Source organism: Streptomyces sp. LN549, assembly GCF_043203805.1.
GTDB lineage: Bacteria > Actinomycetota > Actinomycetes > Streptomycetales > Streptomycetaceae > Streptomyces.
In genome coordinates this window covers 4,354,441-4,373,507 of the sequence record NZ_JAZHRI010000002.1, presented here as the reverse complement: position 1 = coordinate 4,373,507, position 19,067 = coordinate 4,354,441, and the positions used below count along the sequence as shown (strand labels likewise).

The window sequence follows — 19,067 nt, the reverse complement described above, 5'->3', positions numbered from 1 at the left end:
GGTGTGCTGTTCGCGCATACGCTACCGGCCGCGCACTACGTGATCAGCCCGCAGGCAATACCTGATACCTGACCGGTATCCCAATGTGCAGATACGGCGCCCGGTGTGAGCGGCGTCACTTCTCGCTGTCGATGACTGCCTTCATGACCGCCCTTGCGATGGGGGCGGCCAGGCCGCCACCGGAGATGTTGTCGCGAAGGGCCTTGCTGTCCTCGACGACCACGGCTACGGCGACGGGGGAGCCGCTGTCGGTCTTCGCGTACGAGATGAACCAGGCGTACGGCTTCTCGCTGTTGTTGAGGCCGTGCTGTGCGGTACCCGTCTTGCCGCCGACGGTCACGCCCTGGATCTTGGCGTTCCCACCCGTGCCGGAGTCGACGACGGTCTCCATCATCTGCTGGAGCTTCTGGGCGTTCTCACCCGAGAGCGGCTGGCTGAGCTGCTCCTTCTCGTGGGTGTAGATGTCGTCCAGGCCGGGCGACTGACGCTTGGCGACCATGTAAGGCTGCATCAGCTTGCCGTCGTTGGCGACCGCGGCGGCCACCATGGCCATCTGGAGCGGGGTGGCACGGTTGGACGCCTGCCCGATGCCGGCCATGGCGTTCTGCGGGCGGTTGTCCTTGGGGTAGATGCTCGCGGCGGAGCGGACCGGGGTGAAGATCTCCTCGTTGAAGCCGAACTTGTCGGCCTCGTCGATCATCTTCTGGTTGCCCAGGTCATCGCTGATCTTGCCGAAGACGGTGTTGCAGGACATCCGCAGTGCTTCCCGGAGCGAGGCGTTCTCGCACGGGATGTTGCCTTCGTTGGCCAGGGGCTTCCCGGTGGTCAGCGGAAGGCGCCAGGGCAGCGGCGACTTCGTGGCCGCGTCGATGTCGGTGTAGAGCCCGTTCTCCAGAGCGGCGGCCGCGGTGACGACCTTGAAGGTCGAGCCGGGCGGGTAGGTCTCGCGCAATGCCCGGTTGAGCATCGGCTTGTCCTTGTCCTTCTGGAGCTTCTGCCAGGCCTTGGAGTCCTTGTCCGAGTTGCCCGCGAAGGTCGAGGGGTCGTACGAGGGGGTGCTGGCGAGCGCCAGGATGGCGCCGGTCTGCGGGTCGAGGGCGGCGACGGCGCCCTTCTTGTTGCCGAGTCCCTCGAAAGCGGCCTTCTGGGCGGCGCTGTTGAGCGTGGTGACGACGTTGCCGCCCTGTTTCTTGTCACCGGTGAACATCGACATCGTGCGGTCGAAGAAGAGCTGGTCGTCGTTGCCGGTGAGGATGCCGTCCTCGATGCTTTCGAGCTGCGTGGCGCCGAAGGCCTGCGAGGAGTAGCCGGTGACGGGGGCCCACATGGGGCCGTTCTGCCAGACCCGCTTGTACTTGAAGTCGCCGCTCTTGGTCTCGACGGACCCGGTGACCGACTTTCCGCCGTCCACGATGATGTTGCCGCGCTCGTTCGCGTACCGCTCGATGCGGACGCGGCGGTTCTCGTCGCGTGTGTTGAGCTCGTCGGCCTTCACGTACTGGAGGTAGTTGGTGCGGACGAGCAGGGCGAGGATGAGGATTCCGCAGAAGATCGCGATCCGGCGCAGGGGCTTGTTCACGGGCGGACCACCTGGGTCATCTCGGCGTCGGAGGAAGGAGCGGGGGCCGGGGCGGGGCGGCGGGCGGTGTCGCTGATCCGGATGAGGATGGCGATCAGTGCCCAGTTGGCCAGAACGGACGAACCACCGTAGGCGAGGAACGGCATGGTCATACCACTCAGCGGGATGAGTCCCATGACACCGCCGGCCACCACGAAGACCTGGATCGCGAAGGCGCCGGAGAGGCCGATCGCCAGGAGCTTGCCGAAGGGGTCGCGGGCGGCGAGTGCCGTGCGGACGCCCCGCTCGACGATCAGACCGTAGATCAGCAGGACGGCCATCATTCCGGCCAGCCCCAGTTCCTCGCCGACGGTGGAGAGAATGAAGTCCGCGTTGGCGGCGAACATGATCAGGTCCGAGTGGCCCTGGCCCAGTCCGGTGCCGAGTGTGCCGCCGGAACCGAAGGACATGAGGGACTGGGCGATCTGGTCGCTCTGCGCCATCGTCGCCTTGGAGAACGGGTCGAGCCAGGCGTTCACACGGTCCTGCACGTGAGGCTCGAAGGACGCGACACTCACCGCGCCGGCCGCCGACATCGCGAGACCGAACACGATCCAGCTGGTGCGCTCGGTGGCGACGTACAGCATGACGACGAACAGGCCGAAGAACAGCAGGGACGTACCGAGGTCGGTCTCGAAGACCAGGATCAGGATCGAGAGGGCCCAGATGGTGATGATCGGGCCCAGGTCGCGTCCGCGCGGGAGGTACAGCCCCATGAAGCGGCGGCTGGCCAGGGCCAGCGCATCACGCTTCACCATGAGGTATCCGGAGAAGAAGATGGCGATGAGGATCTTGGCGAACTCACCCGGCTGGATGGAGAACGGGCCGAGGCTGATCCAGATCTTCGCGCCGTTCACCGCGGGGAAGAACATCGGGATGACCAGCAGGACCAGCGCCGCGGCCATCGAGATGTAGGTGTAGCGCTGGAGGATGCGGTGGTCCTTGAGGATCATCAGTACAGCGACGAAGAGAGCGACACCGATCGCCGAGTACAGGAGCTGCTTGGGAGCATCCGGGCTGTACGACCCATACAGGTACTCGGCACGGTCGATCAGCCGTTGCGACTGGTCCAGCCGCCAGATCAGCACCAGCCCCAGCCCGTTGAGCAGGGTCGCCAGAGGCAGCAGCAGCGGGTCCGCGTACGGGGCGAACTTGCGCACCACGAGGTGCGCGACGCCGCCGAGCAGGATGAGCCCCGCCCCGTATCCGAACATGCCGGACGGGATCTTGCCGTCGATGGCAAGCCCCACGTTGGCGTAGGCGAACACCGAGATGGCGATGGCGAAGACCATCATCATCAGTTCGGTGTTGCGCCGGCTCGGTGCGTCGATCGCGCCGATCGTGGTCGTGTTGGTGACAACGCTCATGGTGCTGAAGGCCCCCTACGGCTTTACTGCTTACCGCACTGCGGGACCAGCTTCTTCTCTTCCTCCGAGAGGCTGGGACCGGGAGTGGGAGTCGCTGAAGTCTGCTTGGTCTTGGTGGTGCCGGACGTCGCGGACGTCTTGGCGGCGTCCGTGTCCGTACCGCCGGCCTGGCCCTCGTCGCTGGGGGCGTTCTTCTCGGCTGCGCGGCGCTGTGCGTCCTTCTTGCAGGCCGTGGCCTGGGTGGCGAGCTCGGTGATCTTCCGGCGGGCGTCGGCCAGGTTGCCCTCGGCGATCGTCGCCTCGACCCGCTTGCGCTGGTAGGGCGGGAGGTACTTGAGTTCGATCTCGGGGTGGTCCGTCTCGACCTTCGAGAGCGAGACCCATGCGAGGTCCTGGCTGATGCCCCGGTACAGCGCGACGTTGTCGTTCTTCGTGCCGACGAAGTACTGGGTCTGGGTCCAGCGGTAGCCGCCGTACAGACCGCCGCCGACGACCGCCAGGGCGAGCACGAGGTACAGGGACCGCTTGAGCCACTTGCGGCCGCCGGGCTTGACGAAGTCGTCGTCGGAGTAGGACCCGAAGGACCCGTCCGGCATTCCGTCGTAGCCGACGTCGTCACCGCTGCCGGGAGGGCCGAAGCCGCCCGCGGGCGGCGGGACGGGGCGGCCGAGGCCGGCCGCGCGTCCGGCGGGGGTCTCCATGGCGCCGCCGTCGTTCAGCTGGGCGGCCTGGTTCTCCGCGACGGCTCCGACGATGACCGGGGTGTCGTTGATCTGACCGGCCAGGCTGTCGTTTCCGTCCACGTCGAGGACGTCGGCGACGATGCAGGTGATGTTGTCCGGACCGCCGCCGCGCAGGGCGAGCTGGATGAGGTCCTGGATGGTCTCCTGCGGGCCCTGGTAGCTGGCGAGCGTCTCCTCCATCGTCTGGTGGGAGACGACGCCGGAGAGCCCGTCGGAGCAGATCAGATAGCGGTCGCCGGCCCGGACCTCACGGATGGAGAGATCGGGCTCGACGTGGTCGCCACTGCCCAGCGCGCGCATCAGCAGGGAGCGCTGCGGGTGGGTGGTGGCCTCCTCCTCGGTGATCCGGCCCTCGTCGACCAGCCGCTGCACCCAGGTGTGGTCCTGGGTGATCTGTGTCAGGACGCCGTCCCGCAGCAGATAGGCGCGCGAGTCACCGACGTGTACGAGGCCGAGGCGCTGGCCCGTCCAAAGGAGCGCGGTGAGCGTGGTGCCCATGCCCTCCAGCTGGGGGTCCTCCTCGACCATCATGCGCAGCTGGTCGTTGGCCCGCTGGACCGCCGTACCGAGCGAGGTGAGGATGTCGGAGCCGGGCACGTCGTCGTCGAGCTGGACGAGCGCGGAGATCACCTCGGAGCTGGCGACCTCACCGGCTGCCTGGCCGCCCATGCCGTCGGCGATGGCGAGCAGACGCGGTCCGGCATAGCCGGAGTCCTCGTTGCCCTCGCGGATCATGCCCTTGTGCGATCCGGCGGCGAAGCGCAGGGAAAGACTCATGCGCACCTCGCCCGTCGGTTCGGGGTACAGCCGGTCTCGAGCCACACTGCCCACCCTCCGGTCGGGAGCCCGGCCGGGTTCGATGCCCGGGCCACCGCGGCTCGCTCGCTCCGCTCGCTCATTGTCGTACTACTTCCGCAGCTCGATGACGGTCTTGCCGATCCGGATCGGCGCGCCCAGCGGAACAGGCGTCGGGGTGGTGAGACGGGTCCGGTCCAGATACGTGCCGTTGGTGGACCCGAGATCCTCGACGATCCACTGGCCGTCACGGTCGGGGTAGATCCTGGCATGCCTGCTGGACGCATAGTCGTCATCCAGCACGATCGTTGAATCATGGGCCCGGCCCAGCGTGATGGTCTGGCCCTGGAGAGCCACCGTGGTGCCGGTGAGCGTCCCCTCGGACACGACCAGTTTGGTCGGTGCTCCCCGGCGCTGGCGGCCGGGCTGCTGGCGTTGCTGCGGCGGTGCCGCAGCGGTCTGGCGTGCCTGTGGAGGCCGTGCGTCAGCAGCAGTGCGGCGTGAGCCGCGCTGAGTGACGCGCGTTCCGAACAGGTCACTTCGAATGACCTGGACGGCCACGATCACGAATAGCCACAGAACAGCCAGGAATCCTAGCCGCATGACCGTAAGGGTCAGCTCTGACATTGCCCCCGCTTCACCCTTCGGCTTGCCGGTAAACGATGGTGGTGCTGCCCACGACGATCCGCGAGCCGTCGCGGAGCGTAGCGCGGGTTGTGTGCTGCCCGTCTACCACGATGCCGTTGGTAGACCCGAGATCCTGGATCGTCGAGGGCGTTCCGGTCCTGATCTCACAGTGCCGGCGGGAGACGCCGGGGTCGTCGATCCGCACGTCGGCGTCGGTACTGCGTCCCATCACCAGCGTCGGCCGGGAGATCTGATGACGTGTGCCGTTGATCTCGATCCAGCGTCGCACCTGCGTGTTCGGCAGGGGGCTGGGGGTGGCCGGCGGACGCCGGTCGGGTCCTGGGGCTCCGCCGTGCCTGGCGCCCGGCGGCGGGGCCGCGGGCATGGGCGGGGGGGAGCTGGGCGGGTAGCCGTAGCCACCGGGGGCCTGGGAGCGTCCGTGTCCGGGGCGGGCGGGCGGTGCGGCCTGCTGTCCCGGGTGGTTGGGGAATCCCTGCTGGCCGGGCTGGTGGCCGGGCTGTCCGTGCTGCTCCTGCTGTGACGAACTCGACGCCAGGGTGCGGCTGCGCACCCGGTAGAGGCCGGTGTCGAGGTCGTCCGCCTTCTCCAGGTGGACCTTGATGGGTCCCATGAAGGTGTACCGCTGCTGCTTGGCGTAGTCCCTGACCAGCCCGGAGAGCTCGTCGCCCAGCTGGCCGGAGTACGGGCTGAGGCGCTCGTAGTCGGGGGCGCTGAGTTCCACGATGAAGTCGTTGGGGACGACGGTCCGCTCTCGGTTCCAGATGGTGGCGTTGTTGTCGCACTCCCGCTGGAGGGCGCCGGCGATCTCGACCGGCTGGACCTCGGACTTGAACACCTTGGCGAAGGTGCCGTTGACCAGACCTTCGAGACGCTGCTCGAAACGCTTCATGACTCCCATGGGGCACCTCCTCCGGTGTCGTCGTCCCTGTACTGCTTACTGATCGTATCCACGCGTCGGGAAATCGGCTGGTTCCCCTTGTCTGCACTGTGGATGAGTGTCCCCCCTCACACGGATCGTAGAGGCGGCCTCCTGACAGTGTCCCGCACCTTGGGTGCACTCAGGAGGAGTGGGGGGCGGCGGCTCCGGGTTCCCGGTTCCCTCCGGACGTTCGGCGAAACAAACGGATGTGAATCCACCCTGTCCAGCGTGCTAATCTTCCGTTTGTCGCCAGGCGCTCACCACACAAGTGAGAGTCTGGAAACACCACTCATGCGCGAGTGGCGGAACGGCAGACGCGCTGGCTTCAGGTGCCAGTGTCCTTAGGGACGTGGGGGTTCAAATCCCCCCTCGCGCACAAGAAGGAAGCCCCACAGGCCAATGGCCTGTGGGGCTTCTTCAGTTTGGGGTCGAGTGGCTGCCTGAGGGTTTGGTTTCACGTGAAACGCCCGATTCGGGCCTTCATGGGTCTTCGCAGGCCTTCGTGGGTCTTCGCGGCCTTCACAGTCTTTCAGGGGCTTTCAGGGGCTTTCGGGGGCTTTCGGGGGAGCCGCGGTCAAGCCGGGGTGCCGAACAGGAAGGGCCGGGGTCTGCGGACCCCGGCCCTTCCTGTCTTCCGCGCCCTGTGTCTCGGGGCGCACCGGCTCGTCTCGGGCGGTCTCAGGCGGCGAGGCGGGAAGCGAGGGCCTTGGCCTTCTCCGAGGCGTCGGTGAGCGCCTTGGCGCGGGAGGAGTCGGCGAGCGGGATGAGCTCGGCCATCTGCGGATTGGTGTGGGCCAGGGTGAGCTCCGGGACGATGAAGTCGACCTCGGCGGCGAACATCGACGTCAACAGCTTCCCCAGATAGTTCTGGACGAACTCGGCGTCCTCGCGCGGGGTGCCCGCCGCGTACGAGCCGCCGCGGCTGGCGACGACGGTGATCGGGGTGCCGGCCACCGGGCTGTCGGGGCCGACGTTGTGGCCGACGATGATCACGTGGTCGAGCCATGCCTTGAGCGTCGACGGAATCGTGAAGTTGTACATGGGGGCGCCGATCAGAACCGCGTCCGCGGCGGCAAGTTCCGCGGCGAGCTCGCCGCGCAGCGGGTGCTCGGCTCCGGCTCCGACGGCCTCGGCGTTCAGATGCGGCAGGGGTTCGGCGGCGAGGTCGCGGTAGACGACCTTCCCGTCGGGGTGCTGCTCGCGCCAGGTCTGCACGAAGGCGGCGGTGACCTCGCGTGACGCGGAGCCCTGGGGGAAGACGGCGGAATCGAGGTGCAGCAGGGTGGCCATGAGGGTCTCCACGGTTCGGTGAGGGGCGGGGCGGTGCGAGGGCCCGATATTTCGTGCGTACCTAGTAATAACATAGTGGCTTACAAATAGTAAGCACCCAACTCTCGCGCAGTACTCTGGGCATATGGCGGATCACAGCGAGCAGGCGTGCAGGCGGGTGGACGTGGGGATCAGCCGCGTCTTCGAGCTGTTCGGTAAGCGCTGGACGGGGCCGATCGTCTCCGTACTGATGCAACAGCCCGTGCACTTCGCAGACCTGCGACGGGCCATTCCCGGCATCAGCGAGCGCATGCTCTCGGACCGGCTGACCGAACTGGGGGCGGCGGGCCTGGTGGTCCGCGAGGTCGACGAGGGGCCGCCGCTGCGGGTGTCGTACCGCTTGACGCAGGCCGGTGCGGCTATGGAACCCGCGCTCAAGGAACTGGGGGCCTGGGCCGAAACCCACCTGAAGAACGACCTCGGTGGCTGTTAGCCGGAGTCCGGGCGGGGGATCGGTGGACAGCGGTACCGTCTTCGGCAGTTGATGTTGGACCGGGACGCCGGACGCCGACGGCGGCGCCGGGTGCGGTCGGGGGAGGCTGCACGCCATGAGCGAGATCGAAGCGACGGTGCCGGCGCAGCGGGCTGCGAAGGACGGTGCGCGCATTCCGGTCGTGCCCGGGTTCGCCCGCCGAGCGGACCCGGAGGACCGGAGCGCACCGCTGTCGCCGAGGGATGCCGGCAAGGCTCTGCGCCGGCACGTGCCCCGCTCCTCCCACAGCTCCCTGGTTCTGCCTGAGGGGCGGCCCGACGCGGTGCGGGCGGTCGAGGAGTCGAATCAGGGCCGGGTGCCGGGTCTCACACCGATACGGGTGGGGCGGATGGCCGCCACGCCGTTCGCCTTTCTGCGGGGCTCGGCGGGCCTGATGGCCCATGACCTGGTGGGTACGCCCGTCACCGGAGTCGCCGCCCAGCTGTGCGGTGACGCGCACGCGGCGAATTTCGGGCTGTACGGCGACGCCCGGGGCAGCCTGGTCATCGACCTGAACGACTTCGACGAGACCGTGGCCGGCCCCTGGGAGTGGGACCTCAAGCGTCTGGCCACCTCGCTGGTGCTCGCGGGCCGCGAGGCCGGTGCGGACGAGGACACCTGCCGCAGGGGCGCGTACGACACGGTGGGCGCGTACCGGCGGACCATGAGGCTGCTGGCACGGCTGCCCGCGCTCGACGCGTGGAACGCCATCGCCGACGAGGAACTGGTCTCGCACACGGACGCGCGGGATCTGCTGGGCACCCTGGAGCGGGTGTCGGAGAAGGCGCGCAACAACACCAGCGCCCGCTTCGCCGCGAAGTCCACGGAGGATTCCGGGGACGGTGGGCGCCGGTTCGTCGACGCGCCCCCGGTGCTGCGCCGGGTGCCGGACGCGGAGGCCGCAGCCGTGGCGGCGGGGCTGGGCGATTATCTGGGCACCGTCTCGGAGGACCGGGTCCCGCTGCTGGCCCGGTACGCGATCCACGATGTGGCGTTCCGGGTGGTCGGCACGGGGAGCGTGGGCACCCGGTCGTACGTGGTGCTGCTGCTGGATCACCGGGGTGAGCCGCTGGTCCTGCAGGTCAAGGAGGCCAGGCCGTCGGTGCTGGCGCCCTATCTGCCCGCCGTGGGCTTCGATGTGCCGGACGTGGGGCACGAGGGGCGCCGGGTGGTGCTCGGGCAGAAGCGGATGCAGGTCGTCAGCGACATCCTGCTGGGCTGGGCGACCGTGGAGGGCCGGCCCTTCCAGGTGCGGCAGTTCAGGAACCGTAAAGGCAGCGTCGACCCGGCAGCGCTGGCGGCCGACCAGGTCGACGACTACGGCCGGATGACCGGCGCGCTGCTGGCGCGGGCTCATGCGCACAGCGCCGATCCGCGGCTGATCGCCGGGTACTGCGGGAAGAACGACGAGCTGGACGAGGCGGTGGCGGCCTTCGCGGTGACGTATGCGGACCGTACCGAGGCGGATCACGCGGAGCTGGTGCAGGCCATCGGTGCAGGGCGGATAGCCGCTGAGCAGGGGGTGTGAGGTCTGCCGTGCGGGGGGTGTGAGGTCTGCTGTGCGGGGGGTGCGGGGCCTGCTGTGATGACCGCGTGTCCTCGGTACGCGGGCCGTGGCCATACGCTGGACGGGTGACCCACGAAGCCCCCGGGGTGCCGACCACCCGGAACGACGATGCCCGGCAGGACGACGCCTTGCAGGACGAGCAGCCCGGCTCCCCTGCCGCTGTGTCCGCCGACGGCGGCGACAGCGCTGCGGGAGATGCCGCCGGTGCGACGGCTGGTGCGGCAGCCGATGCGGCCTCGGCAGGCGAGACCACTGAGCAGGCGCGTCCCGAGGCACGGCTGGCGCATGCCGTGCGGGTGGCCGAGCAGGCTCTGATCGAGTTCGAGATCGCGGTCGAGACGTTCCGGGTCGAGGTCGAGAACTTCTCCCGGCTGCACCATCAGCGGCTGGGCCCGATGTACGCACGGCTCGACGAGCTCGACGCGCAGATCGCCGAGGCGCGGGCCGCCAGAACGGGCGATCCCGAGGATCTGCGCAAGGCGCAGGACGCGCGGTCGATGGTGATGCCCATGCCGGGGGTCGACGAGCTGTTCCACGACTGGATCGATTCCGACGGGCTGTCCCCCGAGGCGGCGGCCATGCTGACCGAGCAGCCGGTCCGGCCGCCGAAGAGGGTCCGGCCGACCGACGAGGTGCGCAAGCTGTACCGCGAACTGGCGCGCAAGGCCCACCCGGATCTCGCCCAGGACGAGAACGAGCGGGCCCGCCGGGACGAGTTCATCACCCGCGTCAACGCCGCATACGGGCGTGGGGACGAGGCGTTGCTCAAGGAGCTGGCCCAGGAGTGGGCGGCCGGGCCGGTCCTGCCCGAGGCGGAGCTCAGCGAGGCCGACGAGCTCTACGCCCGGCTGGACTGGCTGACCCAGCGCAAGGAACTGCTGACGGTGCTCGCCCAGGAGCTGGAGCAGAGCGCGATCGGCGCCATGCTGCGGATGGCACCGGACGATCCGGATCACCTGCTGGAAGAGATCGCCGAGCAACTGCTCGGCGAGGTATCACAGCGTGAGACCGAGCTGGCGGGTCTGGTGCATTAGCGTTTCCGGTGACTTCAGTGCGCATCTAAACGAGAGAAGGCATGACCCATGAATTTCGCCCCGCTTCCCGCGGTCGACGTCACGGCGGTGCCGGCGGACGGCTTCGTGCTCGACGTCCGGGAGGACGACGAATGGGCGGCCGGGCATGTCGACGGCGCCCTGCACATTCCGATGAGTGACTTCGTGGGCCGGTTCGGTGAGCTGACCGAAGCGGTGGAGGACGGCCGGCGCGTGCACGTGATGTGCCGGGTCGGCGGCCGGTCCGCCCAGGTCACCCAGTACCTGGTGCAGCAGGGGATCGATGCCGTGAACATCGACGGCGGCATGCTCGCCTGGGACGGTGCGGGACGCCCCATGGTCACCGACAACGGCGCCCCCGCCTTCGTCGCCTGACCTCGCTGTTCGCTGTTCCTGTTCTCTGATTGCTCTTCGCTGTTGTTGTTCGGCCGGCCCGGGTCCTCGTCGAGAGGCCCGGGCTTCGGCGTAGGGCGGGCCTTGTCGTCCCGGGCGCGGCAGGTGTCCCGGGTTCGTGCCCTCGTGGCTGCCCGGGGTGGTGTCAGTCGAGGGGGTGTGCGGCCAGCAGGTCGCCCAGGGCCTCTTCGTGTGCCGCTGCCGGACCGAGCGAGAGCTCGATCTGCTTCGCCCACGCGTGAAAACGGTGCAAGGGGTAGTCGGTGTCCGCGCCGAAGCCGCCGTGCAGGTGCTGTGCCGTCTGCACGACCCGGCGCACCCCGTCGGACGCCCAGATCTTCGCCACCGCGACATCGCCTGCCGGTGGCAGCGCTCCGGTCCCGCCGACTGCGATCCGCCAGGCCGCCTGCCAGAGGGTCACCTCCATGGCCCGCAGGTCGATGTAGCGGTCCGCCGCCTGCACGGCGACGGCCTGGAAGGTCGCCACGGGGAAGCCGAACTGTTCGCGCTTGCCGGTGTACTGGCTCGTCATGGCCAGCACGGCCTCACCGAGACCCAGCGCGAGCGCGCACGTTCCGGTGGTGAGCAGGGAGCGCAGCCACTCCCAGGCGCCCGCGGCGTCGATCAGCCGGCGGGCCTCGATCCGAACCCCGTCCAGCCGTACCTCGCCGAAGAGTTCGCCGTTGGTGGAGACCTGCTCGGCGATGGTGACACCGTCGTCGTCCTGGCGGACCAGGGCCAGCACGGCGCGGCCGTCCCCGGTGTGGGTGTGGCCGGTGTGGGCGGGCACCGCGATCCAGTCCGCGGTTTGTGCCCACGGCACCCCCGACTGCACGCCGTCGAGCACCCAGTCCGTCCCGGCGGCGGTGCCGCTGCTGGTGCCGTCCGGCCGTGCGGTGACGGCGAGTTCGGCCGGGTCGTGGCCGGTGCGGCCGTTGGCGCCGACAGTGAGGACCAGGTCCCCCCGGCCGATGCGGGGCAGCAGTTCGGCTGCCAGGCCCTTGTCGCCGTGACGCTGGAGCGCCATGGCGACCGCGCACGTCTCCAGCAGCGGAACCCGGGCAAGAACCTTCGCGGACTCGCGGAGCACCAGGCAGAGCGCGACCAGATCGAGGCCCGCCCCGCCGTGTTCCGGAGCCAGTGTCAGGCTCAGCAGGTCGCCGGTGGCGAGAGCGGCCCACAGCGGCCGGTCGATGTCCTCGGCCACCGCCCCTGGTACGAGCGCGGGGCTGGGCACCGCATCGAGTGCGACGCCCGAGAAGACCGCCCGTGCCGCCTCGACGGCTGCCTGCTGTTCCTCGGTGAAGGTGAAGTCCACTGTCCTGGCCTCCCGCGAACCGCTGTAGCCGTATGAGCCGTACCCGGACCTGACGGAGCGTCAAGATAGAACAGGTTCTACAAGAAGGGAACAGTCCGGGTGGGGTGGGGTGGCGTGGGGGTGCGGGGTGCCGGCTGAGTGCTGCGTGTGTTCGGCGGGGTGTGCGGCGCTGCCGCCCAGCCGTCGGCAGACCCGCGGCCGCAACGGGTCAGCGGTCGAAGTCGAGCTTCACCTCCCCGGTGACCGGATGGGACTGGCAGGCCAGCACATACCCCGCGTCCGTCTCCTCCGGCTCCAGTGCGAAGTTGCGGTCCATCCGCACCTCGCCCGAGACCAGGAAGGCCCGGCAGGTCCCGCACACCCCGCCCTTGCAGGCGTACGGCGCGTCGGAACGGCTACGGAGCACCGTCTCCAGCAGCGACTCGCCCTCCTGTACCGGCCACGTGCCCGAGCGGCCGTCCAGGGTTGCCGTGAGCGTGCTGTGGGTGGAAGCCACGACCCGTGGCCGGGTGGATGCGTCGAGGCTGTCCTCGACGTGGAAGATCTCCTGGTGGATGCGGGTCCGGTCGACGCCGAGACCGTGCAGCGCGCCCTCGGAGGCCTGGACCAGGCCGAGCGGACCGCACAGGTACCAGCCATCGACCTCAGTCACCGGAAGCAGTGCCGGCAGCAGGCCGGTGAGCCTTTCGCCATCGAGCCGGCCGGAGGGGAGACCCGCCTGCTGTTCCTCCCGGGAGAGCGCGGTGACCAGCTGGAATCGGTCCGGATAGCGGTCTTTGAGGTCGGCGACCTCATCCAGGAACATCGTCGACGCGGCGGTCCGGTCGCTCCGGATCAGGCAGAACGAGGCATCGGTCTCCCGGGCCAGCAGGGTCGCCGCGATGGACAGCACCGGGGTGATGCCGCTGCCGCCGACGATCGCAGCGAACTGCCCGGCCCGCGGGGCGAGCACGAAGCGCCCCATCGGAGGCATCGCCTCGATCTGGTCGCCGACCGCCAGCTCCTTGAGTGCGTACGTGGAGAACGCGCCGCCGTCGACGAGCCGGATGCCCACTCGCAGCGCCGGCTCGGCAGGCTGCTCGGTGGCCGGTGCGCAGATCGAGTACGAGCGCCGGATCTCCTCGCCACCGACGGTGTAGCGGACATTGAGATGCTGGCCGGGCTTGTGGCGGAAGGTCTCGCGAAGCTGGGGCGGCACGGCGAAGGTGACGGCCACCGAATCGTCCGTGAGCCGCTCGATCGCGCTGACCCGGAGCGGATGGAACATCTACAACTCCTTGAAGTGGTCGAACGGTTCACGGCACGACACACAGCGCCGCAGCGCCTTGCAGGCGGTCGACGAGAACCGGCTCAGAAGCTCCGTGTCGGTCGAGCCGCAGTGCGGACAGTGCACCGACAGGGTGAGGGGTACGGGCCCTGCGGAGGCAGAGGTGGAGGCGGACACGGCATCGTGCGGCCGCGGGGGCGCGATGCCGAACTCGGCGAGCTTGCGCCGTCCTTCCGCGCTGATGTCGTCCGTGGACCAGGCCGGGGAGAGGACGGTGACCACGGAGACCTCGATCATGCCGTGGTCGTGCAGCACCCGCTCGATGTCCGTGGACATGGCCTCTATCGCGGGGCATCCGGTGTAGGTCGGGGTGAGCCGTACCGTGACGCGGCCCGGTGCGAGCACCTCCACGCCCCGGAGCACGCCCAGCTCCTCCAGGGTCAGTACGGGCAGCTCCGGATCGGGGACGGAGCCCGCCAGGCTGCGCAGCTCCTCCTCCAGAGCCGTCCAGGTCACCATGACGCCCCCGGGTGGCTGCGGTGCAGATGCTGCATCTCGGCGATCATCCGGCCGAAGGGCTCCGTGTGGATGCCCTGCCTGCCGGCGCCGGCCGTCCAGGCGCCGGACTGTGGTCCAGCGGGCACGGTCAGCGTGGCCCGTTCCAGCACGGCGGTGATGGAGTCCAGCCAGCGACTGTGCAGTGCCTGCCAGTCCACGTCCACGCCTTCGACGGGCTGGAACAGCTCGCCGGTGTAGCGCCACAGGGTGTCCACCCCGCGCTGCATGCGCTCGTGGCTCTCGGCCGTGCCGTCACCGAGGCGCAGGGTCCATTGCTCGGCGTGGTCCCGGTGGTAGGCGACCTCCTTGACGGCCTTGGCCGCCAGTCCGGCGAACTCGCCGTCACCGGCCGCCAGCTGCTCGTACAGCCCGTGCTGGTGGACGGAGAAGTACAGCTGACGGGCGATGGTGTGGGCGAAGTCGCCGTTCGGCTGCTCGACCAGCTGGACGTTGCGGAAGGCTCGCTCCTCGCGCAGATAGGCCAGCTCGTCCTCGTCGCCGGTCAGGGAGAGCAGGACGCGGGCCTGGCCCAGCAGATCCAGGGCGATGTTGGCGAGGGCGAGCTCCTCCTCCAGCACGGGAGCATGGCCCGCCCACTCCCCCAGCCGGTGCGACAGCACCAGAGCGTCGTCGCCGAGTGCGAGGGCCGCGGTCACAGGTGCTTCACCCCGTCCGGGATCGCGTAGAACGTCGGGTGCCGGTAGGGCTTGTCACCCGCCGGTTCGAAGAACGTGTCCTTCTCGTCCGGTGAGGACGCCGTGATCTGGCTGGACGGCACCACCCAGAGGGAGACGCCTTCGGAGCGGCGCGTGTACAGGTCGCGTGCGTTGCGCAGGGCCATCTCGGCGTCCGGGGCGTGCAGGCTGCCGGCGTGGGTGTGGGAGAGCCCGCGCCGCGAGCGCACGAACACCTCCCACAGCGGCCAGTCGGTCGAGCTGCTCATGCTGTTGCCTCCCCGTTCGGTACATCCGTCTGCTTCTGTGCGTACGCGGCGGCCGCGTCCCGGACCCAGGCGCCTTCCTCGTGAGCCCGGCGGCGCTGAGTGAGGCGCTGCTCGTTGCACGGTCCGTTGCCCTTCAGGACCTCCTGGAACTCCGTCCAGTCGATCGCCCCGAAATCGTGCTGACCGCGCTCCTCGTTCCACCGGAGGTCAGGGTCGGGGAGGGTGAGGCCCAGGACCTCGGCCTGCGGCACGCAGATGTCCACGAAGCGCTGTCGCAGCTCGTCGTTGGAATGGCGCTTGATCTTCCAGGTCATCGACTGCGCCGAATGCGACGAGGCGTCGTCCGGCGGGCCGAACATCATCAGGGACGGCCACCACCACCGGTTCACGGCGTCCTGGGCCATCTCGTGCTGCGCCGGTGTCCCGTGGCCGAGGGCGAGCAGCAGCTCGTAACCCTGGCGCTGGTGGAAGGACTCCTCCTTGCAGATGCGGACCATGGCCCGGGCGTAGGGGCCGTAGGAGCAGCGGCAGAGAGGGACCTGGTTGGTGATCGCGGCGCCGTCCACGAGCCAGCCGATGGCGCCGACGTCCGCCCAGGTCAGGGTCGGGTAGTTGAAGATCGATGAATACCGCTGGCGCCCCGCGTGCAGCTTGTCGAGCAGTTCCTCGCGGCTCGTGCCGAGGGTCTCCGCCGCGCTGTACAGATACAGCCCGTGTCCCGCCTCGTCCTGCACCTTGGCCATCAGGATGGCCTTGCGGCGCAGCGAGGGAGCGCGGGTGATCCAGTTGGCCTCCGGCTGCATGCCGATGATCTCGGAGTGTGCGTGCTGGGCCATTTGCCTGACCAGCGAGGCGCGGTAGGCGTCGGGCATCCAGTCGCGTGGCTCGATGCGCTCGTCGGCCGCCACCGCGGCGTCGAAGGCCGCCTCCAGAGCTCCGTCCGCCCCATCGGTACTGCCTGCTGTCGCCTGCGCTGTCTGGCCCGCAGTCACTGCCGCCATCCCGGACTCCCTACCGACCGATCGTTCGGTTCAATGTCTTCAATGGTGAGTCTGCGGCCCGTAGGGTGTCAACCCTGTGGATAACTGACCGGGATCGACGGGGATCGGGGCGGGATGGATTCGTACGACGACAAGGGCGTCGGCGGGGGTGTCGGTGGGAAGGTCGGCGGCGGAGGCGAGGCCGTGGGCGACCCCGATGCGCGGACCGTTCCTGAGCCCCGTATCGGCCCTGAGCCCCGTGCCGAGCGTGAGCCCCGTACCGACTCTGAGCCCCGGCCCGATCCGGGCCTGCGCGCCGATGCGGACCACCACCTCACCGGCGCCGAGCCGCGCGTCGGAATGGCCGGGCTCTCGTTTCCGTACCAGGTCGTCGCCGCTGTGGCGCTGTCGGTGATCGGGCTGATCGCCGGCATCCAGCTGGCCATGGTGTTCCTGCACGTCGCCCCCTCGAACACGCTGACCAAACAGCACGGCGAGGCGGTCGACCAATGGATCTACCCCGAGTTCGAGCAGAACTGGAAGCTCTTCGCCCCCAATCCTCTGCAGCAGAACATCGCCGTGCACGTGCGCGCCGAGATATCCGGCCCCGAGAAGCGACGGACCACCCCCTGGATGAACCTCTCCGGCGAGGACGGCGAGGCGATACGCGGCAATCTGCTGCCCAGCCACGTCCAGCAGAACGAACTCCGCCGGGGCTGGGACTTCTACCTCGGCTCGCACGACAGCCAGAACCGGGCCAACGGCCTGCGCGGCAAACTTTCCGAGCAGTACATTCGGCGCATCGTGATGCTGCGCCTCAGTGGCCACGACTACGGCGGCGACGTTCTGAGGATCCAGGTCCGGTCCGAGGTCCGGTCGGTCGCGGCCCCCACGTGGAGTGACGAGAGGATCAGCACCAAGCCGTCCTTCCGGGTACTGCCCTGGTGGACCGTCACCGCGGCCGACCTCCCCAAGGGCTCGGCCGACGCCGAGGAGGCGGACCAGTGAGCACACCCGGCTTCGACCGCACGCTCGCCCGCGGCATCCAGCGCATCACTGCCGCGTCCCTGGGGCAGTACCAGAGCGCTGTCATCCGGATCGGCTTCTCCGCCACGTACCTCCTGTTCCTGCTGCGCGAAATTCCGCACCGGAACGAGATGTACGGCCCCGACGGCCCGTGGCGCTGGGACATGGGGCAGCAGCTGATCTCCGGCAATCAGGCCTTCACCACGCTGATGTGGTCGGACAGCGCTGCCTGGTTCGAGGTCGTGTACGCGCTGGCGCTGGTCGCCTCCGCACTGCTGATGGTGGGCTGGCACACCCGGGCCATGTCCGTGCTGTTCATGGTCGGTGTGCTCTCCCTGCAGAACCGCAGCATCTTCATGGGCGACGGCGGCGACAACGTCATCCACCTCATGGCGATCTATCTGGTGCTGACCCGATGCGGACAGGTCTGGTCCCTGGACGCCCGCCGGGCGCGGCGCACGGCCGCCGGAGACCCTCGCCCGGGTGGTGTGGCCGGTCCGCTGCTGTGGGTGGCCTTCGGCGCGGTCCTCATCTGGGCCACGGTCACGGAGAACCTGGGCGGGACTGCCTGGCTGCCGGTCTTCTTCTGGGTCCTGTGGATCGGGCACGGCGTCTGGTGGGCCGTGAACCGGTACGCACCGCACAGCGAGCCGCGCACTCTGCTCGACGTCATCGCCAACCTCGCTCACAACGCCACACTCGTCGTGATCATGACTGAGGTCTGTCTGATCTACGCGACCGCGGGCTGGTACAAGATCCAGGGTTCGCGCTGGCAGGACGGCACTGCGCTGTACTACCCGCTCAATCTCGACTACTTCACGCCCTGGCCCGGCCTCTCGGACCTTCTGGCGTCCAGCGGTGTGATGGTGATGGTGCTGACGTACGCCACGGTCGTCGTACAGGTCGCCTTCCCCTTCACCCTGTTCAACCGGCGCGTCAAGAACGTGCTGCTCGTGGCGATGATCTGCGAGCACCTCGGTATCGCCCTGCTGCTGGGGCTCCCCTTCTTCTCCATGGCCATGATCGCCGCGGATGCCGTCTTCCTGCCGACCGTCTTTCTGGTGTGGCTCGGAGGAAGGGCGGCCCTCGGGCGGGATCTGCTGTTCCGGCGGCGCGGCAAGGTGCCGGGGCCGCGGGACGGTGCGGGGGAGGACGCCGGTGCCGGTGCCGCCGCCGGCGCCGAGGACCGGGAGGCGTGGCAGCACCGCGAAGACGGGGGCCATACGCTCGTCGGGTGAGCAGTGAGACAGGCAGTACAAGCAGCACAGACTGCACCGGTGGTGCGGGCGGGGCGGCCGAGCCGTCCGTGGAGTCGGCGACGGACGAGCCGGCACAGTACGACGAGGGGTTCGGGACGGAGATCGGCGTCGGGCCGCATCCACTGCCCTGGCCCGTGGGCGAGCGGTACGACCCTGAGCTGCTCGCCCACGGCGACCGGCGCAACGTGGGCGACGCATACCGCTATTGGACGCGGGAAGCGATCGTCGCCGATCTCGACCTGCGGCGGCACGACTTTCACGTGGCGGTGGAGAACTGGGGCCACGACTTCAACATCGGCTCCGTCGTGCGCACCGCGAACGCCTTTCTCGCCAAGGAGGTGCACATCGTGGGGCGGCGGCGCTGGAACCGTCGCGGAGCGATGGTCACCGACCGCTACCAGCACGTCCGTCACCACCCGGACACCGCCGACCTGACCGCCTGGGCGGCGGCCGAAGGACTGCCGATCATCGGCATCGACAATCTGCCGGGCGCGGTGCCGCTGGAGCGAACCGAGCTGCCGCGGCGCTGTGTGCTGCTGTTCGGGCAGGAGGGGCCCGGCCTGACCGAGGAGGCACGCAAGCACGCCTCGATGGTGTGCTCGATCGCGCAGTTCGGGTCGACGCGGTCGATCAATGCGGGGGCCGCGGCGGCGATTGCGATGCATGCGTGGGTGCAGCGGTACGCGGATATTCCGGGGGCGGGAGCGTAGGGGAAGGGGGAGGGCGGGGCGCCTGCGGCGGGTCTCGTCCCCTCCCCGCCCCTTCCCGTAACCGGGGATCCACCCCGGACCCCGCTCCTCGAATGCCGGAGGG

At 69.2% G+C, this 19,067-nt stretch carries 19 protein-coding genes and 1 tRNA gene; 8 read left to right on the top strand and 12 right to left on the bottom strand.

Features of this window, described 5'->3' with window-relative positions:
• Positions 1–115: 115 nt before the first annotated feature.
• The 5 genes from SH922_RS19660 to SH922_RS19640 all read right to left on the bottom strand — a co-directional run bounded on the left by SH922_RS19660 (position 116) and on the right by SH922_RS19640 (position 6,069).
• Entirely contained in the window at positions 116–1,579 is a 1,464-nt protein-coding gene (locus SH922_RS19660; RefSeq protein ID WP_393059241.1) for a penicillin-binding transpeptidase domain-containing protein, read from the bottom strand.
• Positions 1,576–2,985: an FtsW/RodA/SpoVE family cell cycle protein gene (locus SH922_RS19655; protein WP_393059240.1), complete on the bottom strand. Its 1,410-nt coding sequence runs from the start codon at positions 2,983–2,985 to the stop codon at positions 1,576–1,578. Before SH922_RS19655 ends, SH922_RS19660 begins: the two co-directional genes overlap by 4 nt.
• Positions 2,986–3,008: 23 nt before the next feature.
• Positions 3,009–4,505 carry a Stp1/IreP family PP2C-type Ser/Thr phosphatase gene (locus SH922_RS19650; RefSeq protein WP_393059239.1) on the bottom strand — a complete coding sequence of 499 codons (1,497 nt, stop codon included), beginning with the start codon at positions 4,503–4,505 and terminating at the stop codon, positions 3,009–3,011.
• Positions 4,506–4,634: 129 nt separating this feature from the next.
• Positions 4,635–5,150 carry an FHA domain-containing protein gene (locus tag SH922_RS19645; protein WP_266780367.1) on the bottom strand — a complete coding sequence of 172 codons (516 nt, stop codon included), beginning with the start codon at positions 5,148–5,150 and terminating at the stop codon, positions 4,635–4,637.
• 10 nt (positions 5,151–5,160) lie between these two features.
• Positions 5,161–6,069 (bottom strand): FhaA domain-containing protein, encoded by a 909-nt coding sequence (locus tag SH922_RS19640; RefSeq protein WP_393059238.1) that lies wholly within the window; start codon positions 6,067–6,069, stop codon positions 5,161–5,163.
• A gap of 314 nt (positions 6,070–6,383) precedes the next feature.
• Between SH922_RS19640 and SH922_RS19635 the strand changes: the two genes are divergently transcribed.
• Positions 6,384–6,466: transfer RNA gene (locus SH922_RS19635), tRNA-Leu, on the top strand.
• Between the two features lie 302 nt (positions 6,467–6,768).
• On the opposite strand, the gene SH922_RS19630 is transcribed toward SH922_RS19635, so the two are convergent.
• Complete coding sequence (locus SH922_RS19630; protein ID WP_393059237.1) at positions 6,769–7,380, bottom strand: FMN-dependent NADH-azoreductase; 612 nt, start codon at positions 7,378–7,380, stop codon at positions 6,769–6,771.
• A gap of 124 nt (positions 7,381–7,504) precedes the next feature.
• Here SH922_RS19630 and SH922_RS19625 point away from each other — a divergent pair, with 124 nt between their 5' ends.
• The 4 genes from SH922_RS19625 (at position 7,505) to SH922_RS19610 (ending at position 10,885) form a co-directional block, all read left to right on the top strand.
• The gene (locus SH922_RS19625) at positions 7,505–7,852 is read left to right on the top strand and encodes a winged helix-turn-helix transcriptional regulator (RefSeq protein ID WP_393059236.1); all 348 of its coding nucleotides are present in this window, start codon (positions 7,505–7,507) and stop codon (positions 7,850–7,852) included.
• Between the two features lie 115 nt (positions 7,853–7,967).
• Positions 7,968–9,419 carry a DUF2252 domain-containing protein gene (locus tag SH922_RS19620; RefSeq protein ID WP_393059235.1) on the top strand — a complete coding sequence of 484 codons (1,452 nt, stop codon included), beginning with the start codon at positions 7,968–7,970 and terminating at the stop codon, positions 9,417–9,419.
• 104 nt (positions 9,420–9,523) lie between these two features.
• Complete coding sequence (locus tag SH922_RS19615; RefSeq protein WP_393059234.1) at positions 9,524–10,492, top strand: J domain-containing protein; 969 nt, start codon at positions 9,524–9,526, stop codon at positions 10,490–10,492.
• 48 nt (positions 10,493–10,540) lie between these two features.
• On the top strand, positions 10,541–10,885 hold the full coding sequence (locus SH922_RS19610) for a rhodanese-like domain-containing protein (RefSeq protein ID WP_393059233.1): 345 nt from the start codon (positions 10,541–10,543) through the stop codon (positions 10,883–10,885).
• A 163-nt stretch (positions 10,886–11,048) separates the two neighbouring features.
• Here SH922_RS19610 and SH922_RS19605 read toward each other — a convergent pair whose 3' ends face one another.
• The 6 genes from SH922_RS19605 to paaA form a co-directional block, all read right to left on the bottom strand.
• Positions 11,049–12,221, bottom strand: coding sequence for an acyl-CoA dehydrogenase family protein (locus SH922_RS19605; protein WP_393059232.1), 1,173 nt, complete (start codon positions 12,219–12,221; stop codon positions 11,049–11,051).
• Between the two features lie 208 nt (positions 12,222–12,429).
• Positions 12,430–13,488, bottom strand: a complete 1,059-nt coding sequence (locus tag SH922_RS19600) for a 2Fe-2S iron-sulfur cluster-binding protein (protein WP_393059231.1) — start codon at positions 13,486–13,488, stop codon at positions 12,430–12,432.
• On the bottom strand, positions 13,489–14,007 hold the full coding sequence (gene paaD, locus SH922_RS19595; protein ID WP_393059230.1) for a 1,2-phenylacetyl-CoA epoxidase subunit PaaD: 519 nt from the start codon (positions 14,005–14,007) through the stop codon (positions 13,489–13,491).
• The gene (paaC, locus tag SH922_RS19590) at positions 14,001–14,702 is read right to left on the bottom strand and encodes a 1,2-phenylacetyl-CoA epoxidase subunit PaaC (RefSeq protein WP_393059229.1); all 702 of its coding nucleotides are present in this window, start codon (positions 14,700–14,702) and stop codon (positions 14,001–14,003) included. The genes paaD and paaC overlap by 7 nt, the downstream gene beginning before the upstream one ends.
• A complete protein-coding gene (paaB, locus tag SH922_RS19585; protein ID WP_219572877.1) occupies positions 14,699–14,989 on the bottom strand; it encodes a 1,2-phenylacetyl-CoA epoxidase subunit PaaB in 291 nt (96 codons plus the stop codon). The genes paaC and paaB overlap by 4 nt, the downstream gene beginning before the upstream one ends.
• Positions 14,986–15,990 (bottom strand): 1,2-phenylacetyl-CoA epoxidase subunit PaaA, encoded by a 1,005-nt coding sequence (paaA, locus tag SH922_RS19580; protein WP_393059228.1) that lies wholly within the window; start codon positions 15,988–15,990, stop codon positions 14,986–14,988. Before paaA ends, paaB begins: the two co-directional genes overlap by 4 nt.
• Positions 15,991–16,104: 114 nt before the next feature.
• Between paaA and SH922_RS19575 the strand changes: the two genes are divergently transcribed.
• The 3 genes from SH922_RS19575 to SH922_RS19565 are packed head-to-tail and all read left to right on the top strand — an operon-like array spanning position 16,105 to position 18,964.
• Positions 16,105–16,977 carry a DUF5819 family protein gene (locus tag SH922_RS19575; protein ID WP_393059227.1) on the top strand — a complete coding sequence of 291 codons (873 nt, stop codon included), beginning with the start codon at positions 16,105–16,107 and terminating at the stop codon, positions 16,975–16,977.
• On the top strand, positions 16,974–18,233 hold the full coding sequence (locus SH922_RS19570) for an HTTM domain-containing protein (protein ID WP_393059226.1): 1,260 nt from the start codon (positions 16,974–16,976) through the stop codon (positions 18,231–18,233). The genes SH922_RS19575 and SH922_RS19570 overlap by 4 nt, the downstream gene beginning before the upstream one ends.
• Complete coding sequence (locus SH922_RS19565; protein ID WP_393059225.1) at positions 18,230–18,964, top strand: TrmH family RNA methyltransferase; 735 nt, start codon at positions 18,230–18,232, stop codon at positions 18,962–18,964. Before SH922_RS19570 ends, SH922_RS19565 begins: the two co-directional genes overlap by 4 nt.
• Positions 18,965–19,067: the final 103 nt, after the last annotated feature.

What these genes read in the sequence shown, in the direction of transcription:
- SH922_RS19655 (WP_393059240.1), bottom strand. Translation starts at nt 2,985, where the DNA reads ATGAGCGTTGTCACCAACACGACCACGATCGGCGCGATCGACGCACCG.
- SH922_RS19650 (WP_393059239.1), bottom strand. Translation starts at nt 4,505, where the DNA reads ATGAGTCTTTCCCTGCGCTTCGCCGCCGGATCGCACAAGGGCATGATC.
- SH922_RS19645 (WP_266780367.1), bottom strand. Translation starts at nt 5,150, where the DNA reads ATGTCAGAGCTGACCCTTACGGTCATGCGGCTAGGATTCCTGGCTGTT.
- SH922_RS19640 (WP_393059238.1), bottom strand. Translation starts at nt 6,069, where the DNA reads ATGGGAGTCATGAAGCGTTTCGAGCAGCGTCTCGAAGGTCTGGTCAAC.
- SH922_RS19630 (WP_393059237.1), bottom strand. Translation starts at nt 7,380, where the DNA reads ATGGCCACCCTGCTGCACCTCGATTCCGCCGTCTTCCCCCAGGGCTCC.
- SH922_RS19625 (WP_393059236.1), top strand. Translation starts at nt 7,505, where the DNA reads ATGGCGGATCACAGCGAGCAGGCGTGCAGGCGGGTGGACGTGGGGATC.
- SH922_RS19620 (WP_393059235.1), top strand. Translation starts at nt 7,968, where the DNA reads ATGAGCGAGATCGAAGCGACGGTGCCGGCGCAGCGGGCTGCGAAGGAC.
- SH922_RS19610 (WP_393059233.1), top strand. Translation starts at nt 10,541, where the DNA reads ATGAATTTCGCCCCGCTTCCCGCGGTCGACGTCACGGCGGTGCCGGCG.
- SH922_RS19600 (WP_393059231.1), bottom strand. Translation starts at nt 13,488, where the DNA reads ATGTTCCATCCGCTCCGGGTCAGCGCGATCGAGCGGCTCACGGACGAT.
- paaD (WP_393059230.1), bottom strand. Translation starts at nt 14,007, where the DNA reads ATGGTGACCTGGACGGCTCTGGAGGAGGAGCTGCGCAGCCTGGCGGGC.
- paaB (WP_219572877.1), bottom strand. Translation starts at nt 14,989, where the DNA reads ATGAGCAGCTCGACCGACTGGCCGCTGTGGGAGGTGTTCGTGCGCTCG.
- paaA (WP_393059228.1), bottom strand. Translation starts at nt 15,990, where the DNA reads ATGGCGGCAGTGACTGCGGGCCAGACAGCGCAGGCGACAGCAGGCAGT.
- SH922_RS19575 (WP_393059227.1), top strand. Translation starts at nt 16,105, where the DNA reads ATGGATTCGTACGACGACAAGGGCGTCGGCGGGGGTGTCGGTGGGAAG.